Raw genomic sequence first — 19,819 nt, 5'->3', positions numbered from 1 at the left:
CCAGCCCCAGCGCGAAGCCCAGCAGCGCCTCCGCCGGCGAGTGCGCCAGCACCAGCACGCGCGACCAGGCGATCAGCGCCGCCAGCAGCACGCCCGCGGCCACCGCGGCGGCCTGGCGGCGCGGGCCGCGGTCGGACACCAGCACCCGCAACAGCACCGGCAGCACCGCCGTGGAGAACATCGCGTGGCCGGAGATGCCGGTGAAGTTCAGCGGCGCGTAGCCGATCTCCCAGCCGAAGAAGGCCACCTTGGTGATGGTGGTCAGCAGCGCCGCCACCGCAGTGCAGCCGCCCCACACCAGCGCCGCGCGCGGCTTGTGGGAGCGCAGCCCCAGCCAGAGGCAGGTGGCGAACATCGCGGGCAGCAGGATCTGCGCCTCGCCCAGGCGCGTGAGCAGGTTCCAGAAGTCGAAAGCCATGGCAGCCGCGCGCGTGCGCGGTCGGTAACTCAATGGCTGCCGAGCTTAAGGGAGGCCCCCGGCGTGGTGTCCGGGGGCTGGGAGCCTTCGCCTTACGCGAAGCGTCCGGCGCGGAAATCCTCCACGGCCTGGAAGATCTGCTCGTTGGAGTTCATGACGAAGGGGCCGTACTGCGCGATGGGCTCGTTCAGCGGCCGGCCGGCGATCAGCAGCGCCCGCGCGCCCTCGGCGCCGGCCTGCAGCCGCACGCCGTCGCTGCCGGCCTCGTTGCGCAGGATCGCCATGCGCTGCAGCGGCACCTCTGTCTCGCCGATGCGCAGCGCGCCACGGTAGACGTAGGCGAAGGCGTTGTGCGTGGCCGGCAGCGCCTGTTCGAAGGCGGCGCCGGGCGGCAGGTGCAGGTCCAGGTACAGCGGCTCGGTGCGCTCGCGCTGCATGGCGCCGGCCACGCCGTGGCTGCTGCCGGCGATGACGCGCACGCGCACGCCCTCGGCCGTCCGGAGCTCGGGAATCTGCGCCGAGGCGATGTCCCAGTAGCCCGGGTCGCACAGCTTGCGGTCCGCCGGCAGGTTCAGCCAGAGCTGAAAGCCTTCCATGCGGCCTTCCTCCTGCTCGGGCAGCTCGCTGTGCACCAGGCCGCGGCCAGCCGTCATCCACTGCACGCCGCCGTTCTGCAGCAGGCCCTCGTGGCCGGCGCTGTCGCGGTGGCGCAGGCGCCCGGCAATCATGTAGGTCACGGTCTCGAAGCCGCGGTGCGGGTGGTCGGGGAAGCCGGCGATGTAGTCGTCGGGGTTGTCGGTGCCGAAGGCGTCGAGCATCAGGAACGGGTCCAGCCGGCGCTGCAGCGCTTGCGTCAGCACGCGCGTGAGCTTTACCCCTGCACCGTCGCTGGTGGGCGTGCCCGCCACCAGGCGCTCGACCTGGCGCGGGTGCCGGACCGTATCGGGAGTGGGCGTGGAAGAGGGGGTGGTGGTGGTGTCCATGCGAATCAATTTAGGTGCCGCCCGAGACGGCCGCATTGCGCGCACTTGCACGCCGGGTTGCATGGAGCGGAAAGGCGCAGCCCAAGCAAAAGGGCCGCCCGGAGGCGGCCCTTGATGCGTCAGGCAGCGGCGTTCAGATGCCGAGGAGCTTCTTGGCCTCGCCCAGCTTCTGCATCGACTCGTCGTGCTTGCCGGCCTTGTGCGCGGCCTCGCCTTCGGCGCGCAGTTGCTTCACCTTGTCCATGTCGGCGCTGGCGAGGCTGGGGTTGGTGGCGAGCTTGGCGTCGATGGCCTTCATCTCGTTGGGGCAGTTGTGCGCCAGGGCCAGGCCGGTGGCGCCGGCCAGTGCCAGGGTGAGCAGGACCTTCTTCATCGCAAACCTCCTTGGCGGTCGCGGCGCGGGAGCCGCGGCGCGATGGTGCGCCGCGCGCCGGGCCGCGTCCAGGACGTTCGTTCAGCGCAGCGGCGGGTTGGCGTCGTCCGGCGCGTAGGGCGAGCGCAGCCGCGCGGGCTGCTCGGCGCGCTTGCGCATGCGCAGGTTGAGCATCTCCACCACCAGCGAGAAGGCCATCGCGAAGTAGATGTAGCCCTTGGGCACGTGATGGCCGAAGCCTTCGGCCAGCAGCACCACGCCCACGGCCACCAGGAAGGACAGCGCCAGCATCTTGATGGTCGGGTGGTCGGAGACGAAGCGGCCGATGGGGCCGGCGAACAGCATCATCATCCCCACCGAGGCGACGACGGCGGCGATCATCACCGCCACCTCCTCCACCATGCCCACGGCGGTAATGATCGAGTCCAGCGAGAACACCAGGTCGATGACCATGATCTGCAGGATCACCGCGCCGAAGCTCGTGGCCACGGCCTTGGATTCGTGACCCTCCTCGCCTTCGAGCGCCTGGTGGATCTCGCCGGTGCTCTTCCAGACCAGGAACAGCCCGCCCAGGATGAGGATCAGGTCGCGGCCCGAGATCTCCTGGTTCAGCACCGTGAACAGCGGCTCCACCAGCCCCACGATCCACGCCAGCACCAGCAGCAATCCCACGCGCATGAACATCGCCAGGAACAAGCCCAGGCGCCGGGCGAACTCGCGCCGCTCGCGCGGCAGCTTATCGACCAGGATCGAGATGAAGATGATGTTGTCGATGCCCAGCACCAGCTCCAGCGCGGTGAGCGTGAAGAAGGCAATCCAGGCTTGCGGGTCGGTGAGCAGTTCCATGGGGCAATCCTTCTGGTGGGAGCGGACACGGTGGTGAGAGCACGGCGCGGGCCAGGCGTTTCCGGCCGGCTGGGGGCGTGCGTCTCGTGGTGATGCGCGCCGGCACGCCGGTGCCGGGGTTCCGCGGGGCCGCGTTGCCGCCGCGGCGCCATTTCGCGCATGATCGGCGCGCCTCCTCCAACCCCGGACCTGCGGGTCCGCCCGTTGACAAAGATGCCAAACAAGCCTGCCGCGGCACCGCGGCGTGACCGGCGCCGCGCCGCGGCGCTGCTGCTTTCCACCGGCCTGTGGCCGGCCTGGCCGGCACTGGCGGCGATCGCCCAGTCCCGCGCCCAGGCGGCGCCCGCCGCGCCCAACGGCCCTGCAACCACACCCGCCGCCCCGGCGGACGCCGCTCCCGCCGCCGAGGGCGGGCGCTGGGTGCACGCGCTGGCCACCTTCGGCGAGCCCAAGTACCCCGAGGGCTACACGCATTTCGAGTACGTCAACCCGGACGCGCCCAAGGGCGGCGTGCTGCGGCTGCGCAACCCGGACCGGCGCACCAGCTTCGACAAGTTCAACCCCTTCACCGTGCGCGGCAACGCGCCGGCGGGGGTGGGGCTGTTCATGTTCGAAGGGCTGTGCACCGCCTCGGACGACGAGCCGCAGACCATGTACGGGCTGCTGGCCGAGCGTTTTCAGGTTGCGCCGGACAAGTCCTCGATCACGTTCAGGCTGCATCCCAAGGCGCGCTTCTGGAATGGCGACCCGGTGACGGCGGCCGACGTGAAGCACAGCTTCGACATGGTCACCAGCAAGCAGGCCTCGCCAGCGCTGGTGCAGGCTTACGCGCCGGCCGGGCCGGTGACGGTGCTCGACGAGCGCACGGTGCGCTTCGGCGTCAAGGACAAGAGCACCGACACGCTGTTCCTGATCGGCGGCCTGCCGGTGTTCTCGCGCAAGTGGGGGCTGGGCGCGGACGGCAAGCCCAAGCCTTTCGACCAGATCGTTACGGAGTACCCGATCACCACCGGCCCCTACACCATCGCCGCGGTGGACATGGGACGGCGCATCGAATTCCAGCGCAACCCGGACTACTGGGCCAAGGACCATCCCGCGCGCCGCGGCTGGTTCAACTTCGACCGCGTGGTCTACCGCATGTACAAGGACGCCGCGGTGGCCTTCGAGGCCTTCAAGACCGGCGAGTACGACATCTACAAGGAGTACAGCTCGCGCTCCTGGGTGCGCCAGCACAAGGGGCCGAAGTGGGAGGGCGGGCGCATCGTCAAGAAGAGCTTCGAGACCGCCACCGGCCAGGGCCTGCAGAGCCACCACTTCAACACCCGGCGCGAGCTGCTGCGGGACCGGCGCGTGCGCGAGGCCATCGCGCTGGCCTACGACTTCGAGCGCATCAACCGCTTCGGCCTGCTCAAGCGCGCCTACAGCGTGTTCAACAACTCGGAGTTCGCGGCCGAGGGCCTGCCCGGGCCGGGCGAATTGAAACTGCTGGAGCCCTACCGCAAGGAGCTGCCGCCGGAGGTGTTCGGCCCCGCGTACCGGCCGCCCAGCACCGCCGGCGGCGCGGCGGAGCTGCGGCGCAACCTGCTCAAGGCGCGCAGCCTGCTCGAAGAGGCGGGCTGGAAGCTCGACGGCGATGGCCGGCTGCGCAATGCGCAGGGCCGGGCGCTGGAGCTGGAGTACCTCAACCCCGGCGAGACCGGCGGGCGCATCACCGACTGGCAGAAGAACTGCGAGAAGCTGGGCATCACGCTCAAGGAGCGCAACGTCGATTTCGCGCTCTACCGCAACCGGCTGGAGAACTACGACTTCGACATCATCACCATCGTCGAAGGCAAGTTCTCGCTGCCCAACGCCGCGGGCTACATCACCAGCTACGGCTCGCAGGCCGCGGACGAGAAGGGCAACGACAACTTCCGCGGCATCAAGAGCGCGGCCATCGACCACATCCTGGCCGTCATGGGCAAGGCGCGCACGCTGGCCGAGCTGCGCGACTGCTGCCGCGCCATGGACCGCGTGGTGATGTGGAACCACTGGCAGGTGCCCGACGTGTACGTCTCCGCCGAGCGCGCCTCGTACTGGAACCGCTTCGGCATCCCGGACAAGACGCCGCTGTACTTCGGCATCGACACCTCGGGCGACCACAGCGCCTGGCCGATCATGTGCTGGTGGAAAAAGGGAGAGGCCTGAATGCTCGGCTACATCTTCAAGCGGCTGCTGCTGATGATCCCCACGCTGCTGGGGGCGCTGACCATCACCTTCATCGTGATCCAGTTCGTGCCCGGCGGGCCGGTGGAGCAACTGCTGGCCGAGGCGCGTGCCAACCAGCGCGGCGGCGGCGAGGGCGACGTCTACAAGGCCGGGCGCGACAGCGACGCCCGGCAGATCGAGGAGCTCAAGAAGCTCTACGGCTTCGACAAGCCCGCGCACGTGCGCTACTTCGAGATGCTGGGCCAGTTCGCGCGTTTCGACCTGGGCAAGAGCTTCCTGCAGAACAAGGACGTGTGGACGCTCATCAAGGAGAAGCTGCCGGTGTCGATCTCGCTGGGGGTGTGGACCTTCTTCATCTCCTACCTGGTCTCGATCCCGCTGGGCGTGGCCAAGGCGGTGCGCGAGGGCACGCGCTTCGACGCGCTGACCACGCTGGCGGTGCTGGTGGGCTACGCCATCCCCGGCTTCGTGCTGGGCGTGCTGCTGATCGTGTTGTTTGCCGGCGGCACCTTCTTCGAATGGTTCCCGCTGCGCGGGCTGACTTCCGACGACTGGGACACGCTGAGCTGGCCGGCGCGCATCGCCGACTACTTCTGGCACCTGACGCTGCCGCTGATCTGCCTGGTGATCGGCAGCTTCGCCGTCATGACCATGCTGACCAAGAACACCTTCGTCGAGGAGATGCGCAAGCAGTACGTGCTGGTGGCGCGCGCCAAGGGACTGTCGCAGCGGCGCGTGCTCTACAAGCACATCTTCCGCAACGCGCTGATCCCGCTGGTGACGGGCTTCCCGGCGGCCTTCATCGGCGCCTTCTTCGCCGGCTCGGTGCTGATCGAGACGCTGTTCTCGCTCGACGGGCTGGGGCTGCTGGCCTACGAGTCCGTGATCCGGCGCGACTATCCGGTGGTGCTGGGCTCGCTCTACCTCTTCACCCTGATCGGCCTGGTGGTGAAGCTGATCTCGGACCTGCTGTACGTGGTGGTCGATCCGCGCGTGCAGTTCGGCAGCGTGGGCAAGTGAGGCGCAGCGCATGAGTTCTCAACCGATCGTGCCCGGTGTCTCCGACCGCAGCGCCGCCACCCCCGCCGCCGCCCAGGGCAGCGACCGTCCCGTGGACCTGATGGCGCAGCCGCCGGCCGGCGCCACGGCCGAGGCCGCCGCCGCAGTGGGCGCAGGCGCGGGCGAACACCGCTCGCCCAACCAGCGCGCCTGGGCCCGTTTCAAGCGCAACCGCCTGGGTGTGGTGTCGCTGTGGGTGTTCCTGGCGATGCTGCTGTTCTCCACCCTGGCCGAGGTCGTGAGCAACGACCGGCCGCTGGTGGCGCGCTACGAGGGGCAATGGTTCTTTCCGGTGCTGAGCAACCCGCCGGAGACGGCGCTGGGCGGCGACTTCGCCACGGCCACGGACTGGAAGGACCCCTTCATCACCGCGCAGTTCGACAAGCCCGGCAACTGGCGGCTGAGCGCGCCCAATCCGCACTCGGCCACGTCCACCGACTATTTCTCCAAGGAGCCCGACCCGGCGCCGCCGAGCGAGCGCAACGTGCTGGGCACCGACAGCCAGGGCCGCGACATGCTGGCACGGCTGCTCTACGGCTTCAGGGTGAGCATCTGGTTCGCGCTGGCGCTCACGGCGGTGGGCACGGTGCTGGGCATCCTGGCCGGCGCGCTGCAGGGCTACTTCGGCGGCAAGCTGGACCTGACGCTGCAGCGCATCATCGAGGTCTGGGGCGCGGTGCCGGAGCTGTACCTGTTGATCATCTTCGCGTCCATCTTCGAGCCGTCCCTCTTGCTGCTGCTGGTCCTGCTGTCGCTGTGGGGCTGGATGGGGCTGTCGGACTACGTGCGCGCGGAGTTCCTGCGCAACCGCTCGCTGGACTTCGTGAAGGCGGCGCGGGCGCTGGGGCTGTCGAACCGCCAGATCATCTTCCGCCACGTGCTGCCGAACTCGCTCACGCCGGTGATCACGTTTTTACCCTTCCGCATGAGCGCGGCGATCCTGTCGCTGACCTCGCTGGACTTCCTGGGCCTGGGCGTGCCGCCGACGGTGCCCTCGCTGGGCGAGTTGCTCAACCAGGGCAAGGCCAACCTCGACGCCTGGTGGATCATCGTCCCGACTTTCACTCTGCTCGTGATCACGATGCTGCTGCTGACCTTCATCGGTGACGCGCTGCGCGACGCCTTCGACACCCGCAAGTCATGAGCGACACCAACCCGATGAGCAGGCAAGCATCCGGCGCCGCGCTGCTGGAGGTCGAGCACCTGACGGTGCGTTTCGGCAACCACGCGGTCGTCAACGACGTCAGCTTCCAGGTTCGCCCCCGCGAGAAGTTCGCGCTGGTGGGGGAGTCGGGCAGCGGCAAGTCGATCACCGCGCTGTCGGTGCTGCGGCTGGTGGACGGGGCCCGGACCAGCGGCGCGATCCGCTTCGGCGGCGAGGACCTGGTGCAGGCCGGCGAGCGGCGCATGCGCGGCCTGCGCGGGCGCGAGATCGGCATGATCTTCCAGGAGCCAATGACGGCGCTGAACCCGCTCTACAGCGTGGGCAACCAGATCGCCGAGGTGCTGGAGCTGCACGAGGCGCTGCGGCCCAACGCGGCGCGGGCCAGGGCGATCGAGCTGCTGGCGCGAACCGGCATTCCGGAGCCGCAGCGGCGGGTGGACGCCTACCCGCACGAGCTCTCGGGCGGACAGCGCCAGCGCGCCATGATCGCCATGGCGCTGGCCTGCAAGCCCAAGCTGCTGATCGCCGACGAGCCCACGACGGCGCTGGACGTGACCATCCAGGCGCAGATCCTGGCGCTGCTCGACGAGCTGCAGGCCGAGATGGGCATGGCGCTGCTGTTCATCACGCACGACCTGAACCTGGTGCGCCGCTTCACGCACCGCGTGGGCGTGATGGAGCGCGGGCGGCTGGTGGAAAGCGGCGACACGGCGGCGGTGTTCGGTGATCCGCAGCATCCGTACACGAGGAAACTGCTGGGCAGCCGGCCGCAGCGCGTGGTGCAGCCCGTGCCGCCGGACGCGCCGGTGCTGCTGCAGGGGCAGGACGTGCGGGTGCATTTCGCGCGCAAGGGCAGCTGGTTCCGACGGCTGCCGCCCTTCGAGGCGGTGAAGCGGGCCACGCTGCAGCTCAAGCGCGGCGAGACGCTGGGCATCGTGGGCGAGTCCGGCTCGGGCAAGACCACGCTGGGCATGGCGCTGCTGGCGCTGCAGCCCATTGCCGGCGGGCAGGTGCGGCTGGGGGAGCAGCGCATCGACGACGCGGGCCGCGATCAGCTCCGCGCCATGCGCCGGCGCATGCAGGTGGTGTTCCAGGACCCTTTCGGCAGCTTGAGCCCGCGCATGACCGTGGGCCAGATCGTGGGCGAGGGATTGGAGCTGCACCAGCCGCAGCTCGGCCGCGCCGAGCGCGAGGCGCGCGTGCTGAAGATGCTGGACGAGGTGGGGTTGAGCGCGCGCCATGGCGTGGCCGACGTGCTGCAGCGCTACCCGCACGAGTTCAGCGGCGGGCAGCGCCAGCGCATCGCCATCGCGCGCGCGGTGGTGCTGGAGCCGGAGCTGCTGGTGCTCGACGAACCGACCTCGGCGCTGGACGTGTCGGTGCAGCAGCAGGTGTTGTCGTTGCTGGCGCAACTTCAGCGGCGCTACGGGCTGAGCTACGTCTTCATCAGCCACGACCTGGCCGTGGTGCGAGCCATGTCGCATCGCGTGATCGTGATGCGCCAGGGCGAAATGGTGGAGGAGGGCGAGGCCGAGCAGCTGTTCAGCGCGCCGCGGCAGCCTTACACGCAGGAGCTGCTGGCGGCGGCGCGGCTGGCGTGACGGCTGGAAAAGGCTGCCCAGCTTCGCGCGCCGCCGCTGCAGGACTTACTTGATCAATCCCTCGTGCTTCATCGCCGCCTGCACGCTGGGCCGCGCCAGCATGCGCTCGCGGAAAGCCTGCAGGTTGGCGAGGTCGGAGATGTCCACCTGCGTGGGAACGGTCCAGTTGGTAACGGTGAACAGGTAGGCGTCGGCCACCGTGAAGTCGTCACCCATCAGGTAAGACTTGCCGGCCAGTTGTTCGTCCACGTACTGCAGGCGCTGGCGCAGGCGGTTGCGGTACAGCGCCTTGGCCTCATCGGGCATGCCGGGCATGAAGAAGGCGCCGAAGCCCTTGTGCAGTTCGCTGGTGATGAAGTTGAGCCACTCGATCAGCCGGTAGCGCGCCATGGTGCCGAAGGCCGGCGCGAGCTTGCGGTCCGGCACCTGGTCGGCCAGGTATTGCACGATGGCCGGGCCTTCGGTGAGGCGCTCGCCGTTGTCGAGTTCCAGCAGCGGCACGGAGCCCTTGGGGTTGAGGGTGTAGTAGTCGGTCCCGTCCGGCAGCTTGTGCGTCTTGGTGCTGGCCAGCACCAGGTCGCAGGGCAGGCCGGCCTCGTGCAGCACGATGTGCGGACTGAGCGAACAGGCGCCAGGGCTGTAGTAAAGCTTCATCGAGTCTCCTTCAATGCAAGGGGCACATACGATAGTCGCTGTCTTGGCTTTCTTCCCTTGTAGAGCATCTTCAATGCCGCGTCCCGTCCTTGCAGAAGAGCGTCTGCACCCCGCCATCCGCCAGCGCGTGGCCGCGCTGCATGCCGACATCGTGGAAGAGGTGCAGCGCGCGGTGGCGGCGCACCCGGTGGTGGTGGTCGGCATGGCGCAAAACCCCTTCCCCAAGCGCGCGCGCCGGGCGCTGGACCGCGCGGGCATCGCGCACTTCGACCTCGATTACGGCAGCTACTTCAGCCAGTGGCGGCGGCGCAACGCGCTCAAGATGTGGACGGGCTGGCCCACCTTCCCAATGGTGTTCGTGCGCGGGCAGCTCGTGGGCGGGGCGCAGGAGCTGGAGAAGCTCATCGCGGGCGGCGAGCTGCAGCGGCTGCTGCAGACCGGCTGAAGCGCCGCACCGCGTTCAGGGCGCGCGGCCTGGTTCAAGGCGCCGTCTGCTGCTCCAGCCACAGCAAGCCGCGCAGCGCCTGCTCGGCCGAATCGGCGCACAGCCCGGGCGAGGGCTGCAGCGAGCCGCACACGGCCGGGCGGCGCGGGTCGTTGAAGATCGCGCAGCGCAGGTCCGGCAAGAGCTGCACGCAGCGCACGCCGGCCGGCTTACCTTGCGGCATGCCGGGAATAGGGCTGGAGATCGAGGGCGCGATGCAGCAGGCACCGCAGCCGGGGCGGCAGTCCATGGAAAACCGGAGTTTGGGAAAACCCGGCATTGTCCGGCGTCAGGCTTGGCCCTGCGCCGGGGCGGCTTGTCAGCTTCGGACAATGCTGCGCTGGCAGCATCGTTGAATTCCTACTGCGGCCCTGGTCGCCATTCCGCCTTCCTGCCGCTGCTCTCGCGCAGCGGCCACCGCCGCCCTTCGTTCCGATGCGAGCCCGCCGCCTGCTTCCCTGGTCCTTACCCGCTGCCGCCGTGCTGGCGTGCGCCGGCTACTGGACCCAGTTGCTCCATTCGCAGGAGCAGGCGCGCGAGCGCGCGCTGGCCAACGTGGCGGCACGTGCCGCGCACCTGGCCGACACGCTGGCCCTGCAGGCCGAGACGCTGGTGCAATCGGCGGACTTCGTGCTCTCCACGGTGGGAGGGCAGTGGAGCGAACGTCAGCCGCTGCCGCCGCTGCCTTATCCGCCCGGCGCGGTGCTGCAACTCGGCGTGCTCGACGGCAAGGGGCAACTGCAGTCGCTGGACGGCAGCGTGGCACGGGTGGTGATCGACGGCCTGCCGACGCCGGGCAATGGCCTGTCCATCGGCGCGCCGGCACGCCAGCCCGTGGCCGGGGCCGGGGCCGTGAGCTTCGTGCGGCCGCTGCCGGGCCAGGGTCAGGTGCTGCTCACGCTCTCGCCCGCTTACCTCACCGGGCTGCTGCGGCGGCTGCAGCCCTCGCGCGGTGACCTGCTGCTGCTGGTGCGTCCCGATGGCGTGGCCGTGGCGCGCAGCGACGGGCTGGTGGAGCCACTGCCGTTTCCGGTGACGCCGCTATTCGAACGTGCGCCGCGTGCCGGCGAGGTGCTGAGCCAAGCTTGGCCGCCGGAGGAGGGACGCCGCATCCTGGGCTGGCAGCGTGCCGGCAGTACGCCGCTGCTGGCCCTGGCCGCCGTGGACGAGTCCGCCGCGCTGCGCGGCGTGCAGGCCGAGCAGAAGGCCGTGCGCCGTCGTGCCGCTGTGGGCAGCGCCACGCTGCTGGCGTTCACCGCCGCCATGGTGGTGCTGTCGCGGCGTTGGCAGCGCCGCCGCGCGACGACGCAGCGGCCGGCGTCGGCCTGAGCCGCTTCATCCACGAGGCCCCACACTGGGTCCACGAGGCCGCGCCGAGCGGCGGGCAGACAGAGGCGGGAGGCACTCAAGAGCAAGCCATCGCCGCCATAAACGCAATCCATTGGCCCGCACGGGCTGGGAACAGCATCATTGCTGTCAAGAATCATTCTCATTTGGTGAGGAGTTTCAAATGGCCAAGACAGCAGCTTTCGGTGTGATGCACGTGTGCACGGCCTTTGGCGTCAGCTACGCGCTCTCGGGCAGCGTGACGGTGGCTGGCGCGGTGACACTGGTGGAGCCGGCGGTGAACATGGTGGCGCACTACTTCTTCGATCGGGCCTGGGAGCGGCACTTTGCCCATGCCCCCGCATCCGGGGAGGCAGTCCCACAACCTTAAAATCGTGGGTTTGCCACTTCAGGACGCCGCCGCGCCAGCGGCGGTGCGCGCGCCGTGCTGCATCCCCAGGAATTCGAGGTCATCGTGGTCGGCGGTGGTCATGCCGGCACCGAGGCGGCGCTGGCCGCAGCCCGCATGGGCTGCCGGACGCTGCTGCTGACCCACAACATCGAAACGCTCGGCCAGATGAGCTGCAACCCGTCCATCGGCGGGATCGGCAAGGGCCATCTGGTCAAGGAGGTGGACGCCCTCGGTGGCGCTATGGCTGCCGCTACCGACGAAGCGGGCATCCAGTTCCGCATTCTCAATGCCAGCAAGGGACCAGCGGTACGGGCCACGCGTGCCCAGGCGGACCGCATCCTCTACAAGGCCGCCATCCGCCGTCGCTTGGAGAACCAGCCCAACCTGTGGCTGTTCCAGCAGGCGGTGGACGACCTGATGGTCGAAGGCGACCGCGTGGTGGGCGCCGTAACACAGATCGGTCTGCGCTTCCGCGCTCGGACGGTGGTGCTCACGGCGGGCACCTTCCTGGACGGCAAGATCCACGTCGGACTGCAGAACTACAGCGCCGGGCGCGCCGGTGATCCGCCGGCAGTGAGCCTGTCGGCACGGCTCAAGGAGCTCAAGCTGCCGCAGGGCCGCCTCAAGACCGGCACGCCGCCGCGCATCGACGGGCGAAGCATCGACTTCTCCAAGCTCACCGAGCAGCCCGGTGACCTGGACCCGGTGCCGGTGTTCAGCTTCATGGGCCATGCCTCGCAGCACCCGCGCCAAGTGCCGTGCTGGATCACGCACACCAACCAACTGACGCACGACATCATCCGCAGCGGCTTCGACCGCAGCCCGATGTTCACCGGCGTCATCGAGGGCGTGGGGCCGCGCTACTGCCCCAGCATCGAGGACAAGATCAACCGCTTCGCGGACAAGGACTCTCACCAGATCTTCCTGGAGCCGGAAGGGTTGACGACGAACGAGTTCTATCCCAACGGCATTTCCACCTCGCTGCCCTTCGACATCCAGCTGGCAGCAGTCCGCTCCATGCCGGGACTGGAGAACGCGCACATCCTGCGCCCGGGCTACGCCATCGAGTACGACTACTTCGATCCGCGCGAGCTGTCGGCCAGCTTCGAGACGCGCGTCATCAAGGGCCTGTTCTTCGCCGGGCAGATCAACGGCACCACGGGCTACGAGGAAGCGGCAGCCCAGGGCTTGTTCGCTGGCCTCAACGCCGCGCTGCAGGCGCAGGGCAAGGAGCCCTGGTTGCCGGGGCGGGACCAGGCCTATCTGGGTGTGCTGGTGGACGATCTCATCACCCGCGGCGTAAGCGAGCCCTACCGCATGTTCACCAGCCGAGCCGAGTTCCGGTTGCAACTCCGCGAGGACAACGCCGATCTGCGCCTGACCGAGGAAGGGCGCCGGCTGGGCTTGGTGGACGATGCACGCTGGGATGCCTTCAACCGCAAGCGCGATGCTGTTTCACGTGAAACACAGCGGCTGCGCCAGACCTGGGTGCATCCGCGCTGGCTGGCGGCTGAGCAGGCCGAGCCGCTGCTGGGCAAGGCCATCGAGCGCGAGTACCCGTTGATCGACCTGCTGCGCCGTCCCGGCGTGGACTGGGACAAGATCACGGCGGCCGACACGCTGGTGAAGCAGGCGCGGGCGAGTGAAGACGCCCCTGTTTCACGTGAAACGCTGCGCACCGAGCTGGGTGTGGAACTGGCCGATGCGGTCATCGAACAGGTGGAAATCGGGGTCAAGTACGCCGGCTACATCGACAAGCAGCAGGAGGAAGTGCAGCGCGCGGCGCAGTACGAGAAGCTGCCGTTGCCGGAGGATCTGGACTATTCCGAGATCACGGCGCTGTCTTTCGAGGTACGCCAGAAGCTGGCCAAGCACCGGCCGGCCACGCTGGGGCAGGCTTCGCGCATTTCCGGCATCACGCCGGCCGCGATCTCTTTGCTGCTGGTCCACTTGCGCAAGGGCAGCTGGACGGATTTCAAGGCCGTGAGCACGGCTGGGGCGGGTGACGATGTTGCCGCCTGATCTGCCCATGGACGTTTCCGATGCCCAGCCGATCGCGGCGCTGGCCCAACAACTGGGTTTGGCGCCCGATGAGCGCCAGTTGCGGCAATTGCAGGACTACCTCGCGCTGCTGCAGCGCTGGAACAAGACCTACAACCTGACGGCTCTACGCGACCCGGCACAGATATTCACGCATCACTTGGCGGATTGCCTGGCCGCCCTTCCGCCTTTGCAGCGCGTGCTGGCTGGCTGCGACGGGCTGCGGCTGCTGGACGTGGGCAGCGGGGGCGGGTTGCCGGGCGTGCTGATCGCCGTGCTGTGTCCGGGGTTGCAGGTGAGCTGCGTGGACACGGTGGGCAAGAAGGCTGCTTTCATCCGGCAGGTGGGGGCAGAGCTGGGACTGCGCAACCTGCGTGCGGAGCATGCACGGGTGGAGCAGCTTCCTGGTCGCTACGAGCTGATCACCAGCCGGGCTTTCGCGACGCTGGCTGACTTCGTGGCGCTGACCCGAGAGCGGCTCGCCCCCGAGGGGCTGTGGATGGCGATGAAGGGCAAGCGGCCGGAGGAGGAAATCGCCACCTTGCCCACGGACGTGGAAGCGTTTCACGTGGAACGTCTGGCTGTCCCGGGCTTGGACGCCGAGCGCTGTCTGGTGTGGATGCGGTTGCAGCGTTGAAGCCGGACAATCCTCGCGAGCGCCTGGAAGTGCATGCCGGGCGGCGTTGAACCTCTGGAGGGATTCATGCTTGGCATCGATGTGGGCGCCTTTTGCGCCGCCGTGATCCTGTTCCTGGCGTTGCCTGGGCCAGGGACTTTCATGTTGCTGAGCAGCACGGGGCAAGGCGGTATCAGGGCCGGCGCGGCCGCGACGCTGGGGTTGATCATTGGTGACCAAGTGTTGCTGTGGTTGGCGGTGGCGGGCGTGGCGGCCATGCTGGCGGCCCATCCGGCACTGTTCAAGGCGCTGCAGTTGGCCGGCGCCGGCTACCTGGCATGGCTGGGGCTGAAGATGCTGCTGGCGCGTGACAAGGAGGGCGGCTTGCCGGTACGCGTTTCGCCTGGGCGCTATCTGCGCCAGGGCTTCTTCATCACCTTGTCCAATCCCAAGGCCATCGTGTTCTACATGGCCTTCTTCCCGCTGTTCATCGATCCGGCGCGCCAGCAGGGCGTATGGACCTTTGCATTCATGGCGCTGCTGATCGCGGCGATCACCGCCGTATGGTGCCTGGCGTTATGCGCGGGTGCCGATGCCGTGGCGGCGTACGTGCGGGCACACCGGCGTCTGGCACGCACCCTGCAGCGCTTGGCTGGCCTGGCACTGCTGGGCTTCGGTTTGCGGCTGGTGCGCTGAAAACGCCGTCCGCTTCACCATTACGACAAATCCCGAACATGGCCAAGATCTTTTGTATCGCCAACCAGAAGGGTGGTGTAGGCAAGACCACCACCGCCGTCAACCTCGCCGCCGGTCTGGCGCGTATCGGGCAACGGGTGCTGGTGGTGGACCTGGACCCGCAGGGCAATGCCACCATGGGTTCCGGCGTGGACAAGCGCACGCTCGAGCACAGCGTTTACGAGGTGCTGCTGGAGACGGTCACGGTTGCCGATGCTTGTGTGAAAGCTGACAAGGCCGGCTATGACGTGCTGGGTGCGAACCGTGAGCTGTCCGGCGCGGAGGTGGAACTGGTGGGCGTGGAGCGGCGGCAGGACCGCCTGCGCGCAGCGCTGGCGGCCTATGATCAAGACTATGACTTCGTGCTGGTCGATTGTCCGCCTTCACTGAGCCTGCTCACGCTCAACGGCATGTGCGCGGCGCATGGCGTGGTGGTGCCGATGCAGTGCGAATACTTCGCGCTGGAGGGACTGACGGATCTGGTGAACACCATCAAGCAGATCCATGCCAGCCTGAACCCGCGGCTGCAGATCATTGGGCTGCTGCGCGTGATGTACGACCCGCGCATGACGCTGCAGCAGCAGGTGAGCGAGCAACTCAAGCAGCACTTCGGTGACAAGGTGTTCGATACCGTCATCCCACGCAACGTGCGCTTGGCGGAGGCACCCAGCTACGGCTTGCCGGGCGTGGTGTTCGATCCGTCAGCCAAGGGGGCGCAGGCCTACGTCGAGTTTGCCGAGGAGCTGGTCAAGCGCTGCGCCAAGCGTTGAGAGGCGATGCCGGCCGGGCGAGCCGGCACGAAGCAGGCATCAAAAAGCCGCCCGAAGGCGGCTGGCTTGTGTGGTGTGGGGGCAGGCTTCAGAGGCCCAGGCCTTCATCCAGGCCGAGATGGATGTTCATCGACTGCACGGCAGCGCCGCTGGCTCCCTTGCCCAGGTTGTCCAGACGGGCCATGACGATGGCCTGTTTGTCGTTGGCGAACACGCCGATGTCCACGCGGTTGGTGTCATTGCAGGCTTGCACGTCGAAGAAGCCGCCGTCCAGGTTGGCGGCGTCGCCCAGCGGCAGCACCTTGATGAAGCGCTCGCCGGCGTAATGTGCCTCGTAGGCCGCATGCAGGCGCTGCGCATCGGCGCCGGAGGCAAGCTGTGAGAAGTGCAGCGGCACGCTCACCGCCAGTCCCTTCAGGAACGGGCCCACCACCGGCATGAACACCGGCGCCACCTGCAGGCCAGTGTGCGCGGTCATCTCGGGAATGTGCTTGTGGGCCAGCGTCAGGCCGTAGGGCCGGGGCGAGGCCAGCTTGGGATTCCCGCTGCCTTCGTAGTCCGCGATCATGCTCTTGCCGCCACCCGAGTAGCCGGTGAGCGAGGTGGCCGACAGCGGCAGCGTCGGTGCCACGAGGCCCGCATCGATCAGCGGGCGCAGCAGCAGGATGAAGGCCGTGGAGTGGCAGCCTGGGTTGGAGATGCGCTTGGACTGGCGGATCAACTCGCGCTGTCCCTTGGCCAGTTCCGGCAGGCCGAACACCCAGCCTGGCGCGGTGCGGTGCGCGGTGCTGGCGTCGATCAGGCAGGCGTTGGGATTGCGCACCAGCGCGGCGGCCTCGCGCGAGGCTGCATCGGGCAGGCACAGGAAGGAGACTTCGGCGGCGTCGAGCAGCCTGGCACGCTCAGCGGGGTCCTTGCGCTTGTCCGGGTCGATGCGCAACAGCTCGACATCGTTGCGCTGCGCCAAGTACTCATGGATGCGCAGGCCGGTGGTGCCCTCCTGCCCGTCCACGAACACGGTATGTTTCATCTTTGCCTCTCCACTTCGAGCAAACGTAAAAGGATAAGCCAAGCCCCATGGATGACTTGCAAGTGCTGCTCCTGCCCGGCTGGCAGGATTCCGGTCCCGATCATTGGCAAAGCCGCTGGGAGCAGCGCCACGGCTTCACGCGTGTGCAGCAGGACGATTGGCTGTGGCCGCGTCGCGGCGACTGGATGGCGCAACTGGAGGAGACGGTTCTCCAGGCGCACGGCCCGCTGCTATTGGCAGCACACAGCCTCGGATGCCAACTGGCGGCGGCCTGGGCAGCCCATTCGCAGCACGCGCAGCGTGTGGTCGGTGCGTTGCTGGTGGCGCCGCCTGACGTGGAACGTGCGGACATGCCCCCCAATCTCTATTCCTGGCGCCCCATGGTGCGCCGACGCCTGCCTTTCGCGGCGCTCGCCGTGGTGAGCGGCGACGACCCTTTCTGCACCCCTGCGCGGGCCGCGGGCATGGCGGCGGACTGGGGCGCCGAGTTGGTGATGCTGGGGGATGCCGGCCACATCAATGCCGAATCGGGTCTAGGCGACTGGGCACAAGGTCTCGAACTGTTGCGCCGGGTGGCAGTGGCAGGGGGGCTATCACCGACAATCGCGCCATGGTGACGAAGAAACCCAAGGGCCTCGGTCTGGGCCTGGAAGCGCTGCTCGGGCCGCGCGTGGAGGCGCCCGAGGCGCCGCCAACGGCGTTGAAGCTGGATCTGCTGCTGCCCGGCCGTTATCAGCCGCGAACGCGCATGGACGAAGGCTCGCTTTACGAGCTGGCCGAAAGCATCAAGAGCCAGGGTGTGATGCAACCGATCCTGGTGCGGCCCGCGGAGGAGGGGCGCTACGAGATCATCGCCGGCGAACGCCGCAGCCGTGCGGCCCGGATCGCCGGGCTGGAAGAGGTGCCGGTGCTGGTGCGCGAGGTGCCCGACGAGTCGGCGGCCGTGATGGCGCTGATCGAGAACATCCAGCGCGAGGACCTGAACCCGCTGGAAGAAGCCCAGGGGCTGCAGCGCCTGGTCACGGAGTTCAATCTCACGCATGAACAGGCCGCACGTGCCGTTGGTCGCTCGCGCAGTGCTGCCAGCAACCTGCTGCGCCTGCTCAACCTGTGCCCGCAGGTGCAGCAGATGCTGATGGCGGGCGATCTGGACATGGGGCATGCGCGCGCGCTGCTGGCGGTGGAGCCGGCGCAACAGATCCTGCATGCCAACGAAATCGTGGCGCGCAAGCTGTCGGTGCGCGAAGCAGAAAAGCTGGTGGCCCGCCAAGCGGCACCGGCTAAGTCCAAGCCGGGTCCGCAGGCGCCACAGGACAAGTCGCGCGACTTGCAGCGCATCGAGGAACTGCTGGCCGACGCGCTCACCGCCGCAGTGGAAATTCGCATTCGCCGCAAGACGATGAATGGGGAGAAAGGCGAGATCGCCATTGCCTTCAGCTCGCTCGACGAGCTCAACGGGCTGCTGGACAAGCTGGGCGTGAAGGAAGCGTAGAGGGTAGGCTGCAGATTCGTCAGCATGCTGAATAAATCCCGTGCCTCCGCCGCGGCACGGGATTTATTGTTTGGGGGCGGTGGGCGCTACGACTGCCGCAGCGCTTCCAGGAAGCTGCGCTGCCACCAGTGCACGTCGAACTCGCGGATGTTGGCCAGTAGCCGCTCATGGCGCGCCTGACGCTCCTCCAGCGGCATGTGCAGCGCATGCTGGATGGCGTCGGCCGTGCCGTCGCTGTCGTAGGGATTGACCAGCAGCGCGTCGCGCAACTGCTCCGCGGCGCCGGCGAAGCGTGACAGCACCAGCACGCCTGGATCGGCCGGGTCCTGCGCGGCGATGAACTCCTTGGCCACCAGGTTCATGCCGTCGCGCAGCGGCGTCACCAGTGCCACGCGGCTGGCGCGGTAGAGGCCGGGCAGCCGCTTGCGCGCCACCGTGCGGTGGATGTAGCGGATGGGCATCCAGTCGAGTTCACCGAAGTTGCCGTTGATGGAGCCGCACAGGCCTTCGAGCTGGCGCCGCAGGTCGTTGTAGGCGCCCACCGTCTCGCGCGAAGGCGAGGCGATCTGGATCAGTGTGGCACTGTTGCAGTTGCCCGGATAGCGCTGCAGCAGGCTGCGCATGGCGCGCAGGCGTTGCGGCAGGCCCTTGGAGTAGTCGAGCCGGTCCACGCCCACCAGCAGGCGGCGCTTGGCGTACTGCTCGCGCATCGTGGCCAGTGTCTCCTGGGCTTCGCGGCCCTCTGCCAGCGCGGCGAACTCGTCCACGTCGATGCCGATCGGGAAAGCCTGGACCTGCAACTGGCGTCCAAAGGCATTGAAGCGGCCGTCGGCCACCTGCTCGGCCTGGGCCTCGGTATAGACGTAGCGGGCGAAATGGTTGAGGTCGGTCTGGCTCTGCAGCCCGAGTAGGTCGTAGGCGAAGAGGGCGCGGATGAGCCACTCGTGCGCCGGGATGGCCGCCATGATCAGTGGCGGCGGCACCGGGATGTGCAAGAAGAAGCCGATACGCTGGCGGCAGCCCAAGGTGCGCAGTTCCTCGGCTAGCGGGATGAGATGGTAGTCGTGGACCCAGATCACGTCGTCCGGCCGCAGCAAGGGTAGCAACTGCTGCGCGAACATGCGGTTCACGCGTCGGTAGCCGCCGATGTAGCCGGCGTCGAAGTCCGCCAAGTCCAGGCGGTAATGGAACACCGGCCACAGCACGCCGTTGGAATAGCCGAGGTAGTAGGCGTCGTGGTCTTCGCGGCTGAGATCCACGGTGGCCAGCGTGACGTCGCCGGCCCGCTGTATATGGAGTTGGGTCTCGCCCTGCGCCCCGCTCTCGCTTCGTTCGACGATGTTGCCGCTCCAGCCGAACCACAGTCCGCCGGTGGCATTGAGCGCTTCGCCCAGCGCCACCGCGAGGCCGCCGGCGGCGGTCTTGCGTGGATCGGCCACACGGTTGGAAACGACGACCAGTCGCGGCATCTCGAATCACCTGTCCCCAGGTGCGCTCCAGGCGCACCGCTGCATGAAAGATCCTCCACCGTACCCTGGACGGGCATGGCGGGCCTGTCAGGCGCGCAGGGCAGGGCGCGTGCCTTGAAAGGCGCCGGCCCGGCAAGC

General features: G+C 68.2%; 21 protein-coding genes. 13 read left to right on the top strand and 8 right to left on the bottom strand.

Annotation, left to right across the window (positions count from 1 at the left end; genetic code table 11):
* From Q0741_RS18685 to Q0741_RS18670, 4 genes are all read right to left on the bottom strand, one after another.
* Positions 1-418 (bottom strand): phosphatase PAP2 family protein (locus tag Q0741_RS18685; RefSeq protein ID WP_298234699.1); only part of this gene is annotated, 418 nt, incomplete at its 3' end.
* Positions 419-510: 92 nt separating this feature from the next.
* The gene (locus Q0741_RS18680) at positions 511-1,401 is read right to left on the bottom strand and encodes a pirin family protein (RefSeq protein ID WP_298234698.1); all 891 of its coding nucleotides are present in this window, start codon (positions 1,399-1,401) and stop codon (positions 511-513) included.
* Between the two features lie 133 nt (positions 1,402-1,534).
* The gene (locus tag Q0741_RS18675; protein ID WP_298234697.1) at positions 1,535-1,774 is read right to left on the bottom strand and encodes a hypothetical protein; all 240 of its coding nucleotides are present in this window, start codon (positions 1,772-1,774) and stop codon (positions 1,535-1,537) included.
* 81 nt (positions 1,775-1,855) lie between these two features.
* The gene (locus tag Q0741_RS18670; RefSeq protein WP_298234696.1) at positions 1,856-2,620 is read right to left on the bottom strand and encodes a TerC family protein; all 765 of its coding nucleotides are present in this window, start codon (positions 2,618-2,620) and stop codon (positions 1,856-1,858) included.
* A gap of 213 nt (positions 2,621-2,833) precedes the next feature.
* Between Q0741_RS18670 and Q0741_RS18665 the strand changes: the two genes are divergently transcribed.
* The 4 genes from Q0741_RS18665 to Q0741_RS18650 are packed head-to-tail and all read left to right on the top strand — an operon-like array spanning position 2,834 to position 8,653.
* Positions 2,834-4,807 (top strand): extracellular solute-binding protein, encoded by a 1,974-nt coding sequence (locus Q0741_RS18665; RefSeq protein WP_298234695.1) that lies wholly within the window; start codon positions 2,834-2,836, stop codon positions 4,805-4,807.
* A complete protein-coding gene (locus Q0741_RS18660) occupies positions 4,808-5,848 on the top strand; it encodes a microcin C ABC transporter permease YejB (RefSeq protein WP_298234694.1) in 1,041 nt (346 codons plus the stop codon).
* A gap of 10 nt (positions 5,849-5,858) precedes the next feature.
* Positions 5,859-7,031: an ABC transporter permease gene (locus tag Q0741_RS18655; RefSeq protein WP_298234693.1), complete on the top strand. Its 1,173-nt coding sequence runs from the start codon at positions 5,859-5,861 to the stop codon at positions 7,029-7,031.
* A 14-nt stretch (positions 7,032-7,045) separates the two neighbouring features.
* Positions 7,046-8,653, top strand: coding sequence for an ABC transporter ATP-binding protein (locus tag Q0741_RS18650; RefSeq protein ID WP_298234692.1), 1,608 nt, complete (start codon positions 7,046-7,048; stop codon positions 8,651-8,653).
* A gap of 45 nt (positions 8,654-8,698) precedes the next feature.
* Here Q0741_RS18650 and gstA read toward each other — a convergent pair whose 3' ends face one another.
* On the bottom strand, positions 8,699-9,307 hold the full coding sequence (gene gstA / locus Q0741_RS18645; RefSeq protein ID WP_298234691.1) for a glutathione transferase GstA: 609 nt from the start codon (positions 9,305-9,307) through the stop codon (positions 8,699-8,701).
* Positions 9,308-9,380: 73 nt separating this feature from the next.
* Here gstA and Q0741_RS18640 point away from each other — a divergent pair, with 73 nt between their 5' ends.
* On the top strand, positions 9,381-9,752 hold the full coding sequence (locus Q0741_RS18640) for a glutaredoxin (RefSeq protein WP_298234690.1): 372 nt from the start codon (positions 9,381-9,383) through the stop codon (positions 9,750-9,752).
* 34 nt (positions 9,753-9,786) lie between these two features.
* Here the strand turns inward: Q0741_RS18640 and Q0741_RS18635 are convergent, their stop codons facing one another.
* Positions 9,787-10,041 carry a YkgJ family cysteine cluster protein gene (locus Q0741_RS18635; RefSeq protein WP_298234689.1) on the bottom strand — a complete coding sequence of 85 codons (255 nt, stop codon included), beginning with the start codon at positions 10,039-10,041 and terminating at the stop codon, positions 9,787-9,789.
* 230 nt (positions 10,042-10,271) lie between these two features.
* Between Q0741_RS18635 and Q0741_RS18630 the strand changes: the two genes are divergently transcribed.
* From Q0741_RS18630 to Q0741_RS18605, 6 genes are all read left to right on the top strand, one after another.
* Positions 10,272-11,120 (top strand): hypothetical protein, encoded by an 849-nt coding sequence (locus Q0741_RS18630; protein WP_298234688.1) that lies wholly within the window; start codon positions 10,272-10,274, stop codon positions 11,118-11,120.
* A gap of 181 nt (positions 11,121-11,301) precedes the next feature.
* On the top strand, positions 11,302-11,508 hold the full coding sequence (locus Q0741_RS18625) for a DUF2061 domain-containing protein (protein WP_298234687.1): 207 nt from the start codon (positions 11,302-11,304) through the stop codon (positions 11,506-11,508).
* A 54-nt stretch (positions 11,509-11,562) separates the two neighbouring features.
* Positions 11,563-13,551, top strand: a complete 1,989-nt coding sequence (mnmG, locus tag Q0741_RS18620) for a tRNA uridine-5-carboxymethylaminomethyl(34) synthesis enzyme MnmG (RefSeq protein ID WP_298234686.1) — start codon at positions 11,563-11,565, stop codon at positions 13,549-13,551.
* 7 nt (positions 13,552-13,558) lie between these two features.
* Entirely contained in the window at positions 13,559-14,206 is a 648-nt protein-coding gene (gene rsmG / locus Q0741_RS18615; RefSeq protein ID WP_298234685.1) for a 16S rRNA (guanine(527)-N(7))-methyltransferase RsmG, read from the top strand.
* Between the two features lie 66 nt (positions 14,207-14,272).
* Positions 14,273-14,881: a LysE family transporter gene (locus Q0741_RS18610; protein ID WP_298234700.1), complete on the top strand. Its 609-nt coding sequence runs from the start codon at positions 14,273-14,275 to the stop codon at positions 14,879-14,881.
* Between the two features lie 38 nt (positions 14,882-14,919).
* Positions 14,920-15,690, top strand: a complete 771-nt coding sequence (locus Q0741_RS18605) for a ParA family protein (RefSeq protein WP_298234684.1) — start codon at positions 14,920-14,922, stop codon at positions 15,688-15,690.
* Between the two features lie 88 nt (positions 15,691-15,778).
* Here Q0741_RS18605 and argC read toward each other — a convergent pair whose 3' ends face one another.
* Positions 15,779-16,720, bottom strand: coding sequence for an N-acetyl-gamma-glutamyl-phosphate reductase (gene argC, locus Q0741_RS18600; RefSeq protein ID WP_298234683.1), 942 nt, complete (start codon positions 16,718-16,720; stop codon positions 15,779-15,781).
* A 47-nt stretch (positions 16,721-16,767) separates the two neighbouring features.
* Between argC and Q0741_RS18595 the strand changes: the two genes are divergently transcribed.
* Positions 16,768-17,337 (top strand): alpha/beta hydrolase, encoded by a 570-nt coding sequence (locus Q0741_RS18595; RefSeq protein ID WP_298234682.1) that lies wholly within the window; start codon positions 16,768-16,770, stop codon positions 17,335-17,337.
* A complete protein-coding gene (locus Q0741_RS18590; RefSeq protein WP_298234681.1) occupies positions 17,331-18,212 on the top strand; it encodes a ParB/RepB/Spo0J family partition protein in 882 nt (293 codons plus the stop codon). The genes Q0741_RS18595 and Q0741_RS18590 overlap by 7 nt, the downstream gene beginning before the upstream one ends.
* Before the next feature lie 86 nt (positions 18,213-18,298).
* Here Q0741_RS18590 and otsA read toward each other — a convergent pair whose 3' ends face one another.
* Entirely contained in the window at positions 18,299-19,681 is a 1,383-nt protein-coding gene (otsA, locus tag Q0741_RS18585; protein WP_298234680.1) for an alpha,alpha-trehalose-phosphate synthase (UDP-forming), read from the bottom strand.
* Between the last annotated feature and the right edge of the window lie 138 nt (positions 19,682-19,819).

The organism is uncultured Azohydromonas sp., from assembly GCF_937926365.1.
Taxonomy (GTDB): domain Bacteria; phylum Pseudomonadota; class Gammaproteobacteria; order Burkholderiales; family Burkholderiaceae_C; genus Azohydromonas.
This window is presented reverse-complemented; position numbering and strand designations above follow the sequence as displayed.

Bases quoted from the DNA above. Each gene is read 5' to 3' on its own strand.
- rsmG (WP_298234685.1), top strand. From the start codon at position 13,559: ATGGACGTTTCCGATGCCCAGCCGATCGCGGCGCTGGCCCAACAACTG.
- Q0741_RS18660 (WP_298234694.1), top strand. From the start codon at position 4,808: ATGCTCGGCTACATCTTCAAGCGGCTGCTGCTGATGATCCCCACGCTG.
- otsA (WP_298234680.1), bottom strand. From the start codon at position 19,681: ATGCCGCGACTGGTCGTCGTTTCCAACCGTGTGGCCGATCCACGCAAG.
- Q0741_RS18635 (WP_298234689.1), bottom strand. From the start codon at position 10,041: ATGGACTGCCGCCCCGGCTGCGGTGCCTGCTGCATCGCGCCCTCGATC.
- Q0741_RS18675 (WP_298234697.1), bottom strand. From the start codon at position 1,774: ATGAAGAAGGTCCTGCTCACCCTGGCACTGGCCGGCGCCACCGGCCTG.
- Q0741_RS18590 (WP_298234681.1), top strand. From the start codon at position 17,331: ATGGTGACGAAGAAACCCAAGGGCCTCGGTCTGGGCCTGGAAGCGCTG.
- Q0741_RS18650 (WP_298234692.1), top strand. From the start codon at position 7,046: ATGAGCAGGCAAGCATCCGGCGCCGCGCTGCTGGAGGTCGAGCACCTG.
- Q0741_RS18670 (WP_298234696.1), bottom strand. From the start codon at position 2,620: ATGGAACTGCTCACCGACCCGCAAGCCTGGATTGCCTTCTTCACGCTC.
- Q0741_RS18680 (WP_298234698.1), bottom strand. From the start codon at position 1,401: ATGGACACCACCACCACCCCCTCTTCCACGCCCACTCCCGATACGGTC.
- Q0741_RS18605 (WP_298234684.1), top strand. From the start codon at position 14,920: ATGGCCAAGATCTTTTGTATCGCCAACCAGAAGGGTGGTGTAGGCAAG.
- Q0741_RS18610 (WP_298234700.1), top strand. From the start codon at position 14,273: ATGCTTGGCATCGATGTGGGCGCCTTTTGCGCCGCCGTGATCCTGTTC.
- argC (WP_298234683.1), bottom strand. From the start codon at position 16,720: ATGAAACATACCGTGTTCGTGGACGGGCAGGAGGGCACCACCGGCCTG.
- Q0741_RS18665 (WP_298234695.1), top strand. From the start codon at position 2,834: ATGCCAAACAAGCCTGCCGCGGCACCGCGGCGTGACCGGCGCCGCGCC.
- Q0741_RS18640 (WP_298234690.1), top strand. From the start codon at position 9,381: ATGCCGCGTCCCGTCCTTGCAGAAGAGCGTCTGCACCCCGCCATCCGC.
- Q0741_RS18655 (WP_298234693.1), top strand. From the start codon at position 5,859: ATGAGTTCTCAACCGATCGTGCCCGGTGTCTCCGACCGCAGCGCCGCC.
- gstA (WP_298234691.1), bottom strand. From the start codon at position 9,307: ATGAAGCTTTACTACAGCCCTGGCGCCTGTTCGCTCAGTCCGCACATC.
- Q0741_RS18625 (WP_298234687.1), top strand. From the start codon at position 11,302: ATGGCCAAGACAGCAGCTTTCGGTGTGATGCACGTGTGCACGGCCTTT.
- Q0741_RS18595 (WP_298234682.1), top strand. From the start codon at position 16,768: ATGGATGACTTGCAAGTGCTGCTCCTGCCCGGCTGGCAGGATTCCGGT.